The organism is Marinobacterium rhizophilum (genome assembly GCF_024397915.1).
GTDB classification, from domain to species: domain Bacteria; phylum Pseudomonadota; class Gammaproteobacteria; order Pseudomonadales; family Balneatricaceae; genus Marinobacterium_A; species Marinobacterium_A rhizophilum_A.
The window spans coordinates 5,070,303-5,088,016 of sequence record NZ_CP073347.1 but is presented as its reverse complement, the minus strand read 5'-3'; the positions used below and the strand labels follow the sequence as shown (position 1 = coordinate 5,088,016).

9 protein-coding genes, 2 tRNA genes and 3 rRNA genes are annotated in these 17,714 nt (G+C 58.5%); 9 read left to right on the top strand and 5 right to left on the bottom strand.

Annotated features, from left to right (window positions below):
- Positions 1-28 precede the first annotated feature (28 nt).
- The 5 genes from rrf to KDW95_RS22985 all read right to left on the bottom strand — a co-directional run bounded on the left by rrf (position 29) and on the right by KDW95_RS22985 (position 5,622).
- Positions 29-144 (bottom strand): 5S ribosomal RNA (gene rrf, locus KDW95_RS23005).
- A gap of 199 nt (positions 145-343) precedes the next feature.
- A 23S ribosomal RNA gene (locus KDW95_RS23000) occupies positions 344-3,231 on the bottom strand.
- A 243-nt stretch (positions 3,232-3,474) separates the two neighbouring features.
- Positions 3,475-3,550: transfer RNA gene (locus KDW95_RS22995), tRNA-Ala, on the bottom strand.
- 269 nt (positions 3,551-3,819) lie between these two features.
- Positions 3,820-3,896 (bottom strand) — tRNA-Ile (locus KDW95_RS22990).
- 189 nt (positions 3,897-4,085) lie between these two features.
- Positions 4,086-5,622 (bottom strand): 16S ribosomal RNA (locus KDW95_RS22985).
- Together the 16S, 23S and 5S rRNA genes with 2 tRNA genes alongside form the textbook arrangement of a ribosomal RNA operon.
- A gap of 1,805 nt (positions 5,623-7,427) precedes the next feature.
- Between KDW95_RS22985 and KDW95_RS22980 the strand changes: the two genes are divergently transcribed.
- The 9 genes from KDW95_RS22980 (at position 7,428) to KDW95_RS22940 (ending at position 17,714) form a co-directional block, all read left to right on the top strand.
- A complete protein-coding gene (locus KDW95_RS22980) occupies positions 7,428-8,414 on the top strand; it encodes a TRAP transporter substrate-binding protein (RefSeq protein WP_255854084.1) in 987 nt (328 codons plus the stop codon).
- A 15-nt stretch (positions 8,415-8,429) separates the two neighbouring features.
- A complete protein-coding gene (locus tag KDW95_RS22975) occupies positions 8,430-8,897 on the top strand; it encodes a TRAP transporter small permease (protein ID WP_255854083.1) in 468 nt (155 codons plus the stop codon).
- Positions 8,890-10,173, top strand: coding sequence for a TRAP transporter large permease (locus tag KDW95_RS22970; RefSeq protein WP_255854082.1), 1,284 nt, complete (start codon positions 8,890-8,892; stop codon positions 10,171-10,173). Before KDW95_RS22975 ends, KDW95_RS22970 begins: the two co-directional genes overlap by 8 nt.
- Positions 10,174-10,176: 3 nt before the next feature.
- Positions 10,177-10,908, top strand: a complete 732-nt coding sequence (locus KDW95_RS22965; protein WP_255854081.1) for an HpcH/HpaI aldolase/citrate lyase family protein — start codon at positions 10,177-10,179, stop codon at positions 10,906-10,908.
- An 18-nt stretch (positions 10,909-10,926) separates the two neighbouring features.
- Positions 10,927-12,648 carry a thiamine pyrophosphate-binding protein gene (locus tag KDW95_RS22960; protein ID WP_255854080.1) on the top strand — a complete coding sequence of 574 codons (1,722 nt, stop codon included), beginning with the start codon at positions 10,927-10,929 and terminating at the stop codon, positions 12,646-12,648.
- Between the two features lie 90 nt (positions 12,649-12,738).
- Positions 12,739-13,980: a Zn-dependent hydrolase gene (locus tag KDW95_RS22955; RefSeq protein WP_255854079.1), complete on the top strand. Its 1,242-nt coding sequence runs from the start codon at positions 12,739-12,741 to the stop codon at positions 13,978-13,980.
- Positions 13,977-15,470, top strand: a complete 1,494-nt coding sequence (locus tag KDW95_RS22950; protein ID WP_255854078.1) for an aldehyde dehydrogenase — start codon at positions 13,977-13,979, stop codon at positions 15,468-15,470. Before KDW95_RS22955 ends, KDW95_RS22950 begins: the two co-directional genes overlap by 4 nt.
- 44 nt (positions 15,471-15,514) lie before the next feature.
- Complete coding sequence (locus KDW95_RS22945; RefSeq protein WP_255854077.1) at positions 15,515-16,123, top strand: RraA family protein; 609 nt, start codon at positions 15,515-15,517, stop codon at positions 16,121-16,123.
- Positions 16,124-16,187: 64 nt separating this feature from the next.
- Complete coding sequence (locus tag KDW95_RS22940) at positions 16,188-17,714, top strand: ABC transporter substrate-binding protein (RefSeq protein ID WP_255854076.1); 1,527 nt, start codon at positions 16,188-16,190, stop codon at positions 17,712-17,714.

Here is a 17,714-nt window from a genome sequence, read left to right as displayed (position 1 = left end):
TGCGAGACCGGGGTTTCCGTTATTAAATGCTTGGCGATGACCTACTCTCACATGGGGAAACCCCACACTACCATCGGCGATACCGCGTTTCACTACTGAGTTCGGGATGGGATCAGGTGGTTCCACAGCTCTATTGTCGCCAAGCAAAACTTGTACAATATGGATTCTGGTAATGATCAGATTTCTCTGTTCACTACGTGCCTTAATTCGAGGGTGCGTGCTTTTTGAAAGCGCGCTTTGTCTTGTCTGCAGCACAAGCTCTTGCCAATGCTCAAAATCTTGTCTCTCGTGCTTTTCGCCGGCTGCTTTCTGTCAGCCGGCAACCAAACGCCTTGGGCGTTATATGGTCAAGCCTCACGGGCAATTAGTACGGGTTAGCTCAACGCCTCGCAGCGCTTACACACCCCGCCTATCAACGTCTTAGTCTTAAACGGCCCTTTAGGGGACTCAAGGTCCCAGTGAGATCTCATCTTGAAGGGGGCTTCCCGCTTAGATGCTTTCAGCGGTTATCCCGTCCGAACGTAGCTACCCGGCAATGCCACTGGCGTGACAACCGGAACACCAGAGGTTCGTTCACTCCGGTCCTCTCGTACTAGGAGCAACTCTTCTCAAATCTCAAACGCCCACGGCAGATAGGGACCGAACTGTCTCACGACGTTCTAAACCCAGCTCGCGTACCACTTTAAATGGCGAACAGCCATACCCTTGGGACCGGCTTCAGCCCCAGGATGTGATGAGCCGACATCGAGGTGCCAAACACCGCCGTCGATGTGAACTCTTGGGCGGTATCAGCCTGTTATCCCCGGAGTACCTTTTATCCGTTGAGCGATGGCCCTTCCATACAGAACCACCGGATCACTAGAACCTACTTTCGTACCTGCTCCACGTGTCAGTGTCGCAGTCAAGCACCCTTATACTCTTGCGCTCATTGCATGATTTCCGACCATGCTGAGGGTACCTTCGTGCTCCTCCGTTACTCTTTGGGAGGAGACCGCCCCAGTCAAACTACCCACCACACAATGTCCTCGAACCGGATCACGGTCCAGAGTTAGAACCTCAACAGTGCCAGGCTGGTATTTCAAGATTGGCTCCACGCAGACTGGCGTCCACGCTTCAAAGCCTCCCAGCTATCCTACACAAGCAATGTCAAAGTCCACTGTGAAGCTATAGTAAAGGTTCACGGGGTCTTTCCGTCTAGCCGCGGGTAAACTGCATCTTAACAGCTATTTCAATTTCACTGAGTCTCGGGTGGAGACAGTGTGGCCATCGTTACGCCATTCGTGCAGGTCGGAACTTACCCGACAAGGAATTTCGCTACCTTAGGACCGTTATAGTTACGGCCGCCGTTTACCGGGGCTTCGATCAAGAGCTTCGCTTGCGCTAACCCCATCAATTAACCTTCCGGCACCGGGCAGGCGTCACACCCTATACGTCCACTTTCGTGTTTGCAGAGTGCTGTGTTTTTAATAAACAGTCGCAGCCACCTGGTATCTTCGACTCCCAACAGCTCGCCCCGCAAGGGGGTCACCATCAGGAGCGTGCCTTCTCCCGAAGTTACGGCACCATTTTGCCTAGTTCCTTCACCCGAGTTCTCTCAAGCGCCTTGGTATTCTCTACCTGACCACCTGTGTCGGTTTTGGGTACGGTCAGCAGTAACCTGAAGCTTAGAGGCTTTTCCTGGAAGCGTGGCATCAACGACTTCAGTCCACATGGGACCTCGTCATCAGATCTCAGTCTTAGGGGACCGGATTTGCCTAATCCCCCAACCTACATCCTTAAACGCAGACAACCAACGCTGCGCTCGCCTAGCCTTCTCCGTCCCCTCATCGCAGTTACTGCCGGTGCAGGAATATTAACCTGCTTCCCATCGACTACGCATTTCTGCCTCGCCTTAGGGGCCGACTCACCCTACCTCGAATAGCGTTGGATAGGAAACCTTGGTCTTCCGGCGTGGAGGTTTTTCACCCCCATTATCGTTACTCATGTCAGCATTCGCACTTCTGATACCTCCAGGATGCCTCACAGCTTTCCCTTCAACGGCTTACAGAACGCTCCTCTACCATGCCATAAATGGCATCCACAGCTTCGGTGTATCACTTAGCCCCGTTATATCTTCCGCGCAGGCCGACTCGACTAGTGAGCTATTACGCTTTCTTTAAAGGGTGGCTGCTTCTAAGCCAACCTCCTAGCTGTCTGAGCCTTCCCACATCGTTTCCCACTTAGTGATAACTTTGGGACCTTAGCTGGTGGTCTGGGTTGTTGCCCTTTTCACGACGGACGTTAGCACCCGCCGTGTGTCTCCCATGATTGCACTCACCGGTATTCGGAGTTTGCATCGGGTTGGTAAGTCGGGATGACCCCCTAGCCGAAACAGTGCTCTACCCCCGGTGGTGAGACATGAGGCGCTACCTAAATAGCTTTCGAGGAGAACCAGCTATCTCCGGGCTTGATTAGCCTTTCACTCCGATCCACAGGTCATCCGCTAACTTTTCAACGGTAGTCGGTTCGGTCCTCCAGTTGATGTTACTCAACCTTCAACCTGCCCATGGATAGATCGCCCGGTTTCGGGTCTAATCCCAGCAACTAAACGCCCTATTAAGACTCGGTTTCCCTACGGCTCCCCTAAACGGTTAACCTTGCTACTGAAATTAAGTCGCTGACCCATTATACAAAAGGTACGCAGTCACGGTCTCAAGAACCGCTCCCACTGCTTGTACGTACACGGTTTCAGGGTCTATTTCACTCCCCTCACAGGGGTTCTTTTCGCCTTTCCCTCACGGTACTGGTTCACTATCGGTCAGTCAGGAGTATTTAGCCTTGGAGGATGGTCCCCCCATGTTCAGACAGGATAACACGTGTCCCGTCCTACTCGATTTCATTGATAAGGCGCTTTCGCATACGGGGCTATCACCCACTATGGCGGCACTTTCCAGGGCCTTCTGCTAACACCAAACCAACTTAAGGGCTAGTCCCCGTTCGCTCGCCGCTACTAAGGGAATCTCAATTGATTTCTTTTCCTTCGGGTACTTAGATGTTTCAGTTCCCCGAGTTCGCCTCTTAAAGCCTATGTATTCAGCTAAAAGATACCCAGTAAACTGGGTGGGTTTCCCCATTCAGACATCTCCGGATCAAAGGTTGTTTGCCACCTCCCCGAAGCTTTTCGCAGGCTACCACGTCTTTCATCGCCTCTGACTGCCAAGGCATCCACCGTGCACGCTTCGTCACTTGACCATATAACCCGAAGGCGTCTGGTAAGGACGAGAGTTCGATAAGATTTTTCGCCATTGGCGCTTGTACTACAGTACAAGACATATCTCGAATTAATTCGAATCCATATTGTTAAAGAGCGATAAAGCGAGCTTTAAGCATTGAGCTTTAAGCCGACAGCTTTAAGCGATAGATTTAAAACCCTCAGGGCCTTAAACGTATGGCTTACAGCTTTCGTTGATCAGGTAATTCCACACCATCACGTAATGGTGGAGCTATGCGGGATCGAACCGCAGACCTCCTGCGTGCAAAGCAGGCGCTCTCCCAGCTGAGCTATAGCCCCGAAACTTTTCCCGGTACAGAAAGTAACCAGGTAACAGTATCAACCGCGCTTGATTGGCTGTGATGTCAGCGTGGACTTGAACCACTGACCTCACCCCCTTTCTTTACTATAAAGAGTGGGGTGCGCTCTCATCCATCTACTTCAACTTCCTAAGCGGAAAGTTGGTAGGCCTGAGTGGACTTGAGGTACCGGCCTCACCCATTCTTTATCATAAAGAGTGGGGTGCGCTCTAACCAGCTGAGCTACTATCAATCACTCTGACGAATAATTGGTAGGCCTGAGTGGACTTGAACCACCGACCTCACCCTTATCAGGGGTGCGCTCTAACCAGCTGAGCTACAAGCCTACATCATCAAGCTTCTAACCTGACTGCAAGATCGACCTCACCCGCTCTTTATTCAAAAGCAGGGGGTGCGCTCTAACCAACCGAGCTACAAGCTTTTTATCCACAGGTTATCCCCGCGAATAGTTCGCTCTCTTTAACGTTTGATCAGGTAATTCGTGTGGACGCTATGCCAGAACAAGCCATGTCGTTTAAGGAGGTGATCCAGCCGCAGGTTCCCCTACGGCTACCTTGTTACGACTTCACCCCAGTCATGGACCACACCGTGGTAACCGTCCTCCCGAAGGTTAGACTAGCTACTTCTGGTGCAACCCACTCCCATGGTGTGACGGGCGGTGTGTACAAGGCCCGGGAACGTATTCACCGCGACATGCTGATTCGCGATTACTAGCGATTCCGACTTCACGCAGTCGAGTTGCAGACTGCGATCCGGACTACGACCGGTTTTCTGAGATTAGCTCACCCTCGCGGGGTTGCAGCCCTCTGTACCGGCCATTGTAGCACGTGTGTAGCCCTACTCGTAAGGGCCATGATGACTTGACGTCGTCCCCACCTTCCTCCGGTTTGTCACCGGCAGTCTCCTTAGAGTTCCCACCATTACGTGCTGGCAAATAAGGACAAGGGTTGCGCTCGTTACGGGACTTAACCCAACATTTCACAACACGAGCTGACGACAGCCATGCAGCACCTGTCTCAGAGTTCCCGAAGGCACCAAGCTATCTCTAGCGAGTTCTCTGGATGTCAAGAGTAGGTAAGGTTCTTCGCGTTGCGTCGAATTAAACCACATGCTCCACCGCTTGTGCGGGCCCCCGTCAATTCATTTGAGTTTTAACCTTGCGGCCGTACTCCCCAGGCGGTCGACTTATCGCGTTAACTGCGCCACTAAGAGATCAAGTCTCCCAACGGCTAGTCGACATCGTTTACGGCGTGGACTACCAGGGTATCTAATCCTGTTTGCTACCCACGCTTTCGCACCTCAGTGTCAGTATCAGTCCAGGCAGTCGCCTTCGCCACTGGTGTTCCTTCCTATATCTACGCATTTCACCGCTACACAGGAAATTCCACTGCCCTCTACCGTACTCTAGTCAAGCAGTATCAGGTGCAGTTCCCAGGTTAAGCCCGGGGCTTTCACATCTGACTGACTCAACCACCTACGCGCGCTTTACGCCCAGTTATTCCGATTAACGCTCGCACCTTCCGTATTACCGCGGCTGCTGGCACGGAATTAGCCGGTGCTTCTTCTGTGGCTAACGTCACAGGCAACCGGTATTAACGGTTACCCTTTCCTCACCACTGAAAGTGCTTTACAACCCGAAGGCCTTCTTCACACACGCGGCATGGCTGGATCAGGGTTGCCCCCATTGTCCAATATTCCCCACTGCTGCCTCCCGTAGGAGTCTGGGCCGTGTCTCAGTCCCAGTGTGGCTGGTCATCCTCTCAGACCAGCTAAGGATCGTCGCCTTGGTGGGCCTTTACCCCACCAACTAGCTAATCCTACGCAGGCTCATCTGATAGCGAAAGGTCCGAAGAGCCCCTCCTTTCCCCCGTAGGGCGTATGCGGTATTAGCATCCGTTTCCGAATGTTGTCCCCCACTACCAGGTAGATTCCTACGCGTTACTCACCCGTCCGCCGCTCTCAAGAGAAGCAAGCTTCTCTCTACCGCTCGACTTGCATGTGTTAGGCCTGCCGCCAGCGTTCAATCTGAGCCATGATCAAACTCTTCAGTTTAAAATCAAGATACCGAAGTATCGATAAATCTGACTCAAGCTAAAACAACTTAAATGAATTCACATGAAGGTTGCTTACCTTGATAAAGCTTTTATGCCTTATCCTGACAAGCGCCCACACGAATTACCTGATCAATCTGTTAAAGAGCGCTTGGACTCAAGGACCGTTACCGCTGATCCCGTGTCTCAAGTGAGGCGCATATTCTAGCGACTCGGTGTTTTAAGTCAACTCTTTTTTTCAACATTTTCGACCGCAGCCGAGGAGAAAAACGAGTGACTCACAAGTCGATGACGCCGGCTAACTTTCTAAGAAAATCAACCACTTACTTCCGACTTGCCCGCTCTGCTTGAGGGCCGTTGAAGCCGCTCTCCCTAAGCGAGGTGCGCATTCTACATTGCCCCGGATCAGAGTCAACAGCCCATTTAAAAATAACGCCATAAAAGTGCAAAAAAGCGCTATTCAGACTGCAGCCCCGCAAAACGGCATCCCGATAGAGCAGTAGCTATACAGTGGTCAACGTCGATTGCCTGGATTTCGAGCCTGACTCAACTCCAGACGCCTCCATTACCGCTGGAAATGAGTTCCCTGCCTCATCTATAGCCGACCAACGTGATATCGACACCGAAACCCGACGCGCAGCCCCAGGAGGCCTTGCGTCACTGTCTGCAGCAACGCTACATCAGCGGATCGAGCGACTATCCAGATGATTGGCTGCGCAGGTATAAAGAGGTGCCATCAATGCTTTCTTTATCAGCATACCCAACCACGGAGCGACCGGGATGCAACTGGACGCCCTTTGGTACAGTGTCACTTATCGTTGCCCCCCCGGGCACCTCGAGAAACCATAGCGAGTGGGCGTGGAGGCAAGGTGCACAGAGCGAAGGAACCACAGGATTCCGAGAACCGCAGCCTATGAGTCGCGCAACAGGTTTTTCGAGGTCCCCACCATTGATTCGCCCAATGCCTCGCCCGAAGCCCCGCCTCTAACTCACCCGCTCACATCCCCTCTCACACCACCTTCAGCGCGAGAACAGGGCTTGGCAGTTAATCCAGGCACACCTGAAAGCCTGGACATCCGTTATTTTAACTACTAAACACGACACCACTAAATTGAACGAACGGAAAGGCAACCCCACCATGGTTTTACGTTCAACTGATGCGATTATTCCACAGCGTCATTATTATACGATTCCTGAAAGCACCTGTACTGAAACGCCTGGTCATTACCCGCTGGACATTCCATCTTGCGCTCGGGCTGATAATAATTAAAAAATACCAGGGCACATTTTCTCAGCACGCAGATCACCAAGCCGGCCACCAAACCGACTAGATAGTGTTCGAAAACACGGAGAGAAACTACTGTGCAACCGTGCCACTGCTGCCCCGCTCCCTGCTCCCTGCTCCCTGCTCCCTGCTGGCTGCTGGCTGCTGGCTGTACAAGATATGGCGCCTATACCAGGCACTCAGTTCGTTCCCCTAGGGAATAAACACCCTCACGCTCTAATGGTCGCTTAATATCAGAAAATATAGCCACTCTAACTGGCCTGCTAATCGATAAACCGATAAGAACAAGATTTACAAAATAGTATATTAACTATCATAACGCCTCCTATAAACCGCACCACAAAAATGCACAGATTAATTTTGCGCGCGAAAACCGCCCCAACTTAAAGCACGAAACTATACTGAACAGACGGTATAAACCAGAATTATATACGGCATTAAAACTGTAAAATTGACTCACTGCAGCCTTTAGATGAATCTGATTGCAGATCCAACAACACAACAAGACCAGGAAGATGCAGATGTTAAAATCATTCCGAACTTCTTTGCTGGCGGCCAGCGCCGTCACGCTGCAGATCTGTGCCACCCAGTCCTCCGCCCTGGAGCTGAAGCTGGCCAACGTGCTACCCGAGTCCCACAACTGGAACGTCGCAGCCAGGGGCTTTGCCGACGAGGTCAAGGCGCAGACTGAAAACCGCGTCAGCATCAAGCTGTTTGCCAACGGCCAGCTGGGTAGCGAAAACACCCTAGTAGAAGGCCTGCAGATCGGCAGCATCCACGCCGGCATCATCGGTTGCGGCTCGTTTCAGCCGGTTGACCCCAAGTTCGGCATTGTAGAGCTGCCCTACTCCTGGCCAAACCGCCAGGCCGCCTACGCCGCCTATGACGGCGAACTGGGTGAACAGCTCGAAGGCCTGGCCGAAGCGCACAATTTCAAGATCCTGTCCTGGTGGGAAAACGGCTACCGCCATATCACCAACAACCGCGCACCTATCCATACCCCCGAAGACCTGCAGGGTCTGAAAATCCGCGTCACTCCCGACAAGATGCGCCTTGATGCCTTCGCTGGCATGGGCGCAAGCCCGGCACCGCTGGCCTTCGGCGAGCTCTACTCGGCCTTGCAGCAGGGTGTGTTCGATGCCCAGGAAAACCCGCTGTCGATCATCAACTCTTCATCCTTTTACGAAGTTCAGAAATACGTTTCGCTGACCGGCCATGTCTGGTCGCCAGCCTGCCTGACCGTGTCCAACTATTCCTGGAACCGGCTCTCGGCCGAAGACCAGCAAATCGTGCAGGACCTGGCCGACAAGTGGCGTGATACCCAGCGCGAACTCACCCAGAAGGATGACGCCGAGCTGATCGCCAAGCTGGAAGCCGCCGGCATGCAGGTCAATGAAGTCGACACGGCTCCCTTCTCGGCCCAGGTACAGGATATCTGGACGCAGTATGAAAGCGTATTCGGCGCCGACCTGGTGGGACTGGTCAAACGCTACAGCAGCGCACAGTAAATAACGGTGACCCGGATGCTACGCATACTAACCAACCTGTGCCTGGGCATCTCGGCAATCGGAGTGGCCTTGCTGGCCGCTCTGATCAGCTGGGCCGTCTTCATGCGCTGGGTTTTCGGCGATACGCCCCACTGGGCCGAGGAGCTGCCGCAATTCGTGCTGATCTGGATGGCCATGCTCAGCGCCGTCTGGTGCAGTCGCCGCAACTCGCACCTGACCGCCGGCCTGCTCGGCCTCTGGCTGCACAGCGCCGCCGCCCGCAGGGTGGTCGACAAGCTGGTCGATCTGATCCTGGTGATCGCCATGCTGATGCTCGTCAAAGCGGGCTGGGACCTGGCCATGCTGACGATGAAACAGCATACCCCCGCCCTGCAATGGCCGGTCGGCCTGCTGTATCTCAGTGTGCCGGTCAGCTGTTCTGCCATCGCCCTGGTACATCTGGGCAAGCTGTTGAGTTTTCGGAGTACAACTACCGATGAGTAATGGAGCCCTGATACTGCTGGCGGTCTTTACCGTCTGCCTGTTCCTGGATGTACCGATCGCCTTCGGCCTGCTGATCGCGGCCCTGAGCTATCTGCTGATTTTCGATGCTGCGCCGCTCATGGTCGCTGCACAGCAATATGTTGCGGGCATGCACAGCTTTACGCTGCTGGCGATTCCGTTGTTCGTACTGGCGGCACAATTGATGAACCGCGTGGGCCTGACCAGTCGCATCGTCAACCTCTGCATGGCGCTGGTAGGTAACAAGCCCGGTGGTCTGGCCGTGGTTGCGGTGCTGGCATGCATGATGTTCGGCGCCCTGTCCGGCTCCGGTGTCGCCGACGTGGTCGCCATTGGCAGCATGCTGCTGCCGGCCATGCGCAAGGAAGGCTATGCGCCGGGGTTCAGCGCGGCTCTCGTGGGCACGTCCAGTTCGCTCGGCACCGTCATTCCGCCCAGCATAGTGATGATCGTGTACGGCACCACGTCGAACACCTCCATCGGCAAGCTGTTCATGGGCGGTGTTATTCCAGGCCTGCTGCTGGCTGCCGCCCTGATTGTGGTCGCGGTCTACCTGTCCAAGCGCCATGGCTGGGCCGGTGGTCGTACTTTTAGCCGCGCCGAGAAAATCACCGCCTGGCGTGAGTCCATACCGGCACTGATGGTACCGGTGATGATTATCGGCGGTATCCGCCTCGGTGTTTTCACCCCCACCGAAGCGGCCGTCTCAGCCATTGTCTACGCGCTGATCCTGGGATTTGTGGTCTATCGCTGCCTGTCGCTGCAGGCCCTGTGGCAGTCCCTCAAGGAGACTGCGGAAATCAGCGGCGCCATCCTGCTGATCATCGCCGCCGCCGGTCTGTTTGCCTGGGGTCTGAGCTATGAAGAAGTCCCGCAGGCCATTGCGGCCCTGGTGAGCGACCTGACCGACAGCCGCTATACGGTGCTGCTGTTGCTGATGGCGATCGTGCTGATCCTGGGCACCTTCATGGAAAGTATCGCCATTATCATCATCATCACCCCCATCGTGCTGCCGCTGCTGATGCAATACAACATCGACCTGGTGCACTTTGGCGTGCTGCTGACCGTCAACCTGGCTATCGGTGCCAATACGCCACCGCTGGGCATCGACCTGATGGCCGCCAGTCGTATTGCGGGCGTCACCACGGCGCAAACACTCAAGCCGCTGAGCCTGATGCTGCTGGCCATGCTGAGTGTGCTGATGCTGATTGCCTTCGTGCCGGAACTGGTTCTGTTCCTGCCCAACTGGATGGAGTAGGCCATGACGATGCAACCGAATACCGCGCTGCGCAGCTGGTTTTTCAACGGTGGCCACGATCAGGGCCTGCTGCTGAACGCCATTGAAAGCGGCCCCGCCGTACTGGTGGTGGATCTTGAAGAGTTCACCCCGGGCGGGCAAAAAACAGCGGCCTGCAAGCTGTTCCCCACGATCACCGAAGCCTGCCAAACCGCCGGCATCGAATGCGCCATCCGCCTGGATGCGCTGGACAAGGGGGGCGAGCAGCAGCTGGCACTGATTGCCGCCGCCCGGCCACAGGCAGTCCTGCTGCCCCAGATCGAGCGGCCTGAACAGCTGCAGGCTCTGCGGGCGCTGATGGATGCGAACGGTTTGGCCGACACGGCCATCGTGCCCACCATCGAAACCCGCGCAGGGCTGGCCCGGCTCGATGACATTCTCACGGCGGCCCCCCGCGTAACGGCGGCGCTGCTGGGCACCGGGGACCTGTCCGCCGATATGGGTCTGGCGGCCGAGCCGCAGCGCATGCAGCTGCTGCAGCCGGCGCGCAGCGAGTTTGTCGCCGCCTGCCTGCGTCACGGTGTTGAAGCCATCGATGGCCCCTGGCCCGAGCGCACCGACCCGCCCGAACGTCCGCAGGCCTACAACGAGGACTGTAGGTTCTCACGTACCACCGGCTACCGCTCACGCTGCGCCCTGACCCCTGGACAGGTACTCAGCTGGCAAACCCATACCTGTACCGAACACGCATACTAAGAATTGTTGGAGCCACAGATGTCTCATTCTTCAGATCATTGCCAAAATGACAACGCCCGCCAGCGCAATGGCGGCCAGATCCTCATGCAGCAGCTGCGCGACCAGGGGGTACGCCGCCTCTTTATGGTCGCCGGTGAAAGCTACCTGCCCTGTATCGATGCGCTCAATGAGCACACCGACAGTATCCAGGCCATTACCTGCCGCCAGGAAAGCGGTGCCGCCTACATGGCCGAAGCCTACGGCAAGATGACCGGCGAACCGGGTATCTGCTTTGTAACCCGCGGCCCCGGCGCCACCAATGCCTCCGTCGGTGTACACACCGCTTTTCAGGACTCCACGCCAATGATCCTGTTCATTGGCCAAGTGGGCAACGACTTCGTGGAGCGCGAAGCCTTCCAGGAAATCGACTACCGCCGCATGTTCGGTGAAATGAGCAAGTGGGTGGCACAGATCGACAGCACCGACCGCATTCCCGAATACGTTGCCCGCGCCTGGAAGATCGCCACCAGCGGCCGCCCTGGCCCCGTGGTACTGGCGCTGCCGGAAGACGTGCTCTGGGGCACCGCCGAGGTTGCCAATATCGCACCGTCCCCGCGCCTGGAAAGCTACCCCGGTGCCGCGCAGATGCAGGACCTGCAGCGTCGGCTGGAAGCGGCCGAGCGTCCCTTCCTGCTGATCGGTGGCAGCGGCTGGAGTGCAGACGCCATGGCAGACATGCAGGCCTTCGCCCAGCGCTTCGACCTGCCGGTGGGTGTGTCCTGGCGCCGGCTGGAGTGCTATGACCAGCGTGATAGCCAGTTTGTCGGTCACGTCGGCTGGGCCATGCACGAAGAACTGCGCCAGCAGCTGAGCAACAGCGACCTTGTCATTGCTGTCGGCACCCGCATGGGCGAGCCCACCAGCGAAGGCTATACCTGGCTGGCTTCACCCCAGCCCAGGCAGAGCCTGATCCACATTTACCCCGACCCTGAGGAACTGGGCCGGGTTTACCGTGCGGATCTGGCCATCAATGCCAGTGTCAACGGTTTCGCCTCCATGCTGGCGGACCTGGTTCCCGAGCAGGCGAGCCGCTGGAGCGCGCAGCGCAAGCAGGCACGCCAGGCGTACCTGGACACGCTTGAGCCTCTGCCGGCACCGGGCGCACTGAGCCTGGACCGCGTTTCCCACACCGTTAACCAGGTGCTGGAAGGCCGCGGCTGCATCACCGTAGGGGCAGGCAACTACGCACTCTACCCCCACCGCTACGTGCAGTTTGCCGGGGCCACCAGCTCCCTGGCCTCCACCGTGGGTACCATGGGCTACGGCCTGCCGGCGGCGATTTCATACAAATTCGAGCATCCGGACCAGCCCGCGGTCTGCTTTGCCGGCGATGGCTGTTTCCAGATGAACATGCAGGAGCTGGGTGTGGCGCTGCAGTACCGCCTGGGCGTTGTCGTGCTGGTATTCAACAACGGCATGTGGGGCACCATCCGTGCGCACCAGGAACGCGACTTCCCGGGCCGCGAAATTGCCCTGACCTTCCAGAACCCGGAATTTGCCCGCCTGATCGAAGCCTATGGCGGCCAGGGCACGGTGGTTACCGAAGACGCGCAGTTCGAATCCGCCTTCCGCAAGGCGCTGGATTTTGCCAACGAGCACCAGCTGCCCGCCATTATCGAACTGCGTTACGACAGCAACGGCATTGCCCCCGGCGCACTGCTGAGCGAGATCCGGGACAAGGCCCTGGCCGCACAGGCCTAGCCCGGCACCGCCCACTTCCCGGACACAACTCCCGGCACAGGCCCTACAGCCCCCCCCGTGCCGGGACCTTCGAACATCGGAGAACACCAAATGACGAATTCACTGTTGTCTATCAACGGCGGCCGACTGTGGCAGTCCCTTATGGATCTGGCCGAGGTTGGCGCAACGGAACTGGGCGGAAACTGCCGCCTTGCCCTGACAGACGAAGACAAGGCCGGCCGCGAGCTGGTCAGCGGCTGGCTGCGTGATGCCGGCCTGACCCTGCGCGTGGATGCCCTGGGCAATATCTTTGCCCGCCGCGCCGGCCGCAACCCCGACCTGCCACCGGTCATGAGCGGCAGCCACATCGACACCCAGCCCACGGGCGGGCGCTTTGATGGCAACTACGGCGTGCTGGCCGCGCTGGAAGTGGTACGCCGCCTGAACGATCTGAATATTGAAACCGAGGCGCCCATCGACGTTGCCATCTGGACCAACGAAGAAGGCTCCCGCTTTGTCCCCGTAATGATGGGTTCCGGCGTATTTGCCGGCGTACTGACGCTCGAACAGGCACTGAATGCCCGCGACAAGGCCGGTTTGAGTGTTGCAGACGAACTGCAGCGCATCGGTTATGCCGGCACAGAGCCCGTCGGCGGTTACCCGGTAAAAGCCTACTACGAGGCCCATATCGAACAGGGTCCGGTACTGGATACTGAAAACCTGCCGGTTGGCGTAGTCACCGGCGCCCTGGGCCTGTACTGGTACGACGTCGTGGTCACCGGGCAGGAATGTCACGCCGGCCCAAGCCCGATGCCGTACCGCCGCGATGCCCTGAAGGTGGCTTCCAGCCTGATCAACCGCATCCTCACCCTGTCCGATGATTGCCAGCCCGATGGCCGCGTCACTGTCGGCGAGCTCGACATGCACCCCAACTCCCGCAACGTGGTGCCGGGTCGCGTGCGATTCACGGTGGACCTGCGCCACAGCGATGAAGCCGTGCTGCTTGAAATGAACAACGCCCTGGAAGCCCTGATCGCCGAGGCGGCGACCACGGGTATCAGCATCGAGCTTAGCGTCGTGCAGAAGATGGCACCGACCCACTTCGACAGCGGCCGCGTCGACAAGGTGCGCCAGGCCGTGAAAGACCTGGGCCTGGTGCAGCGCGAGCTGATCAGCGGCGCCGGCCACGATGCGGTTTACCTGAGCCGCATTATTCCCACGGCGATGATTTTCGTGCCCTGCATCGGCGGTATCAGCCACAACGAAGTGGAAGACGCCCGCCCCAACGAACTCGAAGCCGGCGCCAACGTCCTGTTCAACGCCATGCTGGCGGAAGCCGGGAGGGTTGCATGAGCACGCTGGAGTTCTGGCAGCAAAAGGCCGCCGCCCTGAATTTCGAGGGCCGTGCCTGGATCGGTGACGGTTACAGCACCGCCGAACAGGGCCGTACCCTGCCCTGCATCAACCCGGCCAACGGTGACAAGCTCACCGACATCGCCGACTGCAGCGAAGCCGATGTCGATCGCGCCGTGGGCCTGGCCCGGGCCGCGTTCAAGCGCGGCGACTGGTCGCAGCGGACGCCGGCTGAACGGCGCGCCGTGCTGGAACGCTTTGCTGACCTGGTGGCCGAACACACCGAAGAACTGGCGCTGCTGGAAACCCTCGACATGGGCAAGCCCATCGGCGACAGCCTGGCCTTTGACCTGCCCCAGACCGAGCACTGCCTGCGCTTTTACGCCGGCGCCCTCGAAACCCAGACCGACGAGATCCTGCCCACCGGCAAGAACGTGCTCGCCACCGTCACCCGTGAACCTGTGGGTGTCGTGGCCGCGGTGGTGCCCTGGAACTTTCCGCTGATGATCACCTGCTGGAAGCTGGCGCCGGCGCTGGCCTGCGGCAACTCGGTGATCGTGAAACCTGCCGAGCAGTCGAGCCTGAGCGCCATCCGCCTGGCCGCACTGGCGGCAGAGGCCGGTATTCCGGCCGGCGTGTTCCAGGTACTGCCGGGCCAGGGCCGGATCACCGGCCAGGCGCTGGGACTGCACATGGATATCGACTGCCTGACCTTTACCGGCTCGACCCTCACCGGCAAGCGCTTCATGGCCTACGCCGCCCAGTCCAACCTCAAGCGGGTCTGGCTGGAGTGCGGTGGCAAGTCACCGCAGATCGTCTTTGCCGACAGCCAGCAGCTGGAACGGGCCGCAGCCTGCGCCGCTGCCGCCATTTTCGTCAACCAGGGTGAAGTCTGCATCGCCGCCTCCAGGCTCTATGTCGAGGACGCCATCTACGACGAATTCGTGCAGTTGCTGCTCGAGCAAGCCCGCCAGTACCAGCCCGGCGCTCCGCTGGACCCTGCCAGCCGCGCCGGTGCCATGGTGGATCAGTTGCAGTTTGACCGCGTGGTCAGCGGCGTTAAGGACGCCGTCGCTGCCGGTGCCCGCACCCTGACCGACACGGCCCTGATCGGCACCCAGGGCGCCGGCTGGTATCTGAATCCAACCATCCTGGAATGCGACGACAACAGCAACCCGGTGATGCGCGAAGAACTGTTCGGCCCGGTACTGGGAGTCTGTCGCTTTCACAGTGAAGAAGAAGTCGTGGCCCTGGCCAACGACTCCGACTACGGCCTGGGCGCCGGACTCTGGACCGACAACCTTGGCCGTGCCCACCGGGTGTCTCACCAGCTGCAGGCCGGCATGGTCTGGGTTAACAGCTATGCCGACGGCGACATCACCGTGCCCTTTGGCGGGCGCAAGCAGTCCGGCTTTGGGCGCGACAAGTCCATCCATGCCATGGATAAGTACTCGGACCTCAAGTCGACCTGGATCGACCTGAGCCACTGATCACACAGCCAATTATCGACGCCATTCGTCCGGGAGTTAACGCCATGAAGCCAGACCTGTTGAACGCACTGCTGCACGTGGAAACCGCCACCCTCGGCCACATGATCACCGAGGGATTCATGACGCCGGCCATGCAGTGCGCCACCGCCAGCCACCGCTGCTGCGGCCCGGCCCTGACCGTTTCCCTGCCGGGTGATGACGGCCACAGCCTGCCGCTGGCACTGCTCAAGGCACGCCCCGGTGACGTGCTGGTGATCGAGCGCCTGGACGATGACCGCCACGCCTGCTGGGGCGCGGTCATGACCGAGGCGGCCCTTAAAGCCGGTATCAGCGCCGTCGTTCTGGATGGCTATATCACCGATATCGGCGCCATTCGCGCAGCGGGTCTGGCGGTCTGGTGCAAGGGGCGCTCGCCCCTCACCACCAAGGCCGGCAAGAACGGCGGCAGCGTCAACAGCCCCGTGGTCTGCGATGGCGTGCACATCAAGCCCGGCGATATCGTGCTGGCCGATGAAAACGGTGTGGCGGTCATCGCCCCGCAAGATGCCGAGGCGCTGACCCGGCAGGCACTGGAAATCCAGGCCCGGGAACCGCTGATTATCGAAAGAGTGCGTCGCGGCGAATCCCTCGCCTCGATCTATTACGGGCAGTAACAGAGCCCACCCCTGCCGGGCGGGGCCTTTCCCGCCCGACATTTGCCTACGGAGAAAAACAACAATGCTGACAAAACGTACGCTTTTATCAACGCTGGTGGGTGCCACACTCGCCTGCGCCACCCTGGCCCCGCTGCCGGCCCTGGCCAGCAAGGCCGAGGATACCCTCAATGTCGCCTTTTCGTCCGAGCCCGAAGCGCTGGACACCTACAAGATTGCCGGCCGTGAAGGCCTGATTCTGTCGCGCCATATCTACGATGGCCTGCTGTACAAGGATCTGGACACCGGCGAATTCAAGCCGGCACTGGCCGAATCCTGGGCGTTTACCGATCCCATGACCATCGAGTTCAAGCTGCGCCAGGGCGTGAAGTTTCACAACGGCGCCGACTTCTCCGCCGATGACGTGCTCACCACCCTGAACACCGTGGTCAAGCCGGATTACGGCACCCGCTACCAGATCTCGGTGGACTGGATCGACCGTGTCGAGAAAATCGACGCCTACACCGTGCGCATCCACATGGCCAAGCCGTTCGCCGGCGCCGTCGAGATGCTGGCCGACGCCCTGCCCATCTACCCCCATGAATACTTCGCCGCCAACGGCTCCGCCGGCATGTCTGCCACGCCGGTGGGCACCGGACCCTACCAGCTGGTGGAACAGACCCCCGGCGTGCGCTATGTGCTGGAGCGCTTCGAGCAACATTACGCCGGCAGCCCCAAGGGCCAGCCCGCCATCGGCCGCATCGTCGCCCGCACCATTCCGGAGATGAACACCCAGTACGCCGAACTGATGTCCGGCCAGCTCGACTGGATCTGGCGCATTCCGCCCGACCAGGCCAGCAAGCTGGAACGCCGCGTTAACATCGTGAATGCGCCGATCATGCGCATTGCCTATGTGAACTTCGCCCGCGCCGCCAATGAAGGTGGCTACGCCATCAGCGATGTGCGGGTGCGCCAGGCGATCATCCATGCGGTGAACCGCGAGCAGATCGCCAAGGTCTTCGGCGGTGCGGCCTCCGAAGTGCTCAACTCCGCCTGTAACCCGGCGCAGTTTGGCTGCGAGCAGGACGTCACGCGTTACGACTACAACCCCGACAAGGCCCGCGCGCTGTTGCAGGAAGCGGGCCTTGCCGACGGCTTCGAGCTGGACATGACCTTCGCGGCCATGCCTCGCCCGGTGGCCGAAGCGGTGGCGGCGGATCTGGCCAAGGTGGGCATCCGTGTCAACCTCAACGAGAACCAGTACGCAGCCGCAGTACAGAAATGGCGTGAAGGCTCGGTGCCGGCGCTGTTCTCCAACTGGGGCAGCTACGGTATCGGTGACGTGGTCTTTATCCAGTCGAACTTCTTTGGCGGTGGCGCGGACGACCAGATCGCCGATGCCGACATCGCCGCACTGCTGCAAGTCGCCGATACCTCCAACGACCGCGAGGTGCGCAAGGCCAACTACAGCCAGGCACTGAAGAAGATTGCCGACCGGGCATACTGGATGCCCATGTACAACTTCAACATCAATTACGGCCTGGCCGACGATCTCAACTTCCAGCCCCACCCGGACGAGTTCGCTCGCTGGTGGCTCGCCAGCTGGAAATAG

Coding starts and splice junctions, on each gene's coding strand:
- KDW95_RS22980 (WP_255854084.1), top strand. CDS start 7,428: ATGTTAAAATCATTCCGAACTTCTTTGCTGGCGGCCAGCGCCGTCACG.
- KDW95_RS22975 (WP_255854083.1), top strand. CDS start 8,430: ATGCTACGCATACTAACCAACCTGTGCCTGGGCATCTCGGCAATCGGA.
- KDW95_RS22970 (WP_255854082.1), top strand. CDS start 8,890: ATGAGTAATGGAGCCCTGATACTGCTGGCGGTCTTTACCGTCTGCCTG.
- KDW95_RS22965 (WP_255854081.1), top strand. CDS start 10,177: ATGACGATGCAACCGAATACCGCGCTGCGCAGCTGGTTTTTCAACGGT.
- KDW95_RS22960 (WP_255854080.1), top strand. CDS start 10,927: ATGTCTCATTCTTCAGATCATTGCCAAAATGACAACGCCCGCCAGCGC.
- KDW95_RS22955 (WP_255854079.1), top strand. CDS start 12,739: ATGACGAATTCACTGTTGTCTATCAACGGCGGCCGACTGTGGCAGTCC.
- KDW95_RS22950 (WP_255854078.1), top strand. CDS start 13,977: ATGAGCACGCTGGAGTTCTGGCAGCAAAAGGCCGCCGCCCTGAATTTC.
- KDW95_RS22945 (WP_255854077.1), top strand. CDS start 15,515: ATGAAGCCAGACCTGTTGAACGCACTGCTGCACGTGGAAACCGCCACC.
- KDW95_RS22940 (WP_255854076.1), top strand. CDS start 16,188: ATGCTGACAAAACGTACGCTTTTATCAACGCTGGTGGGTGCCACACTC.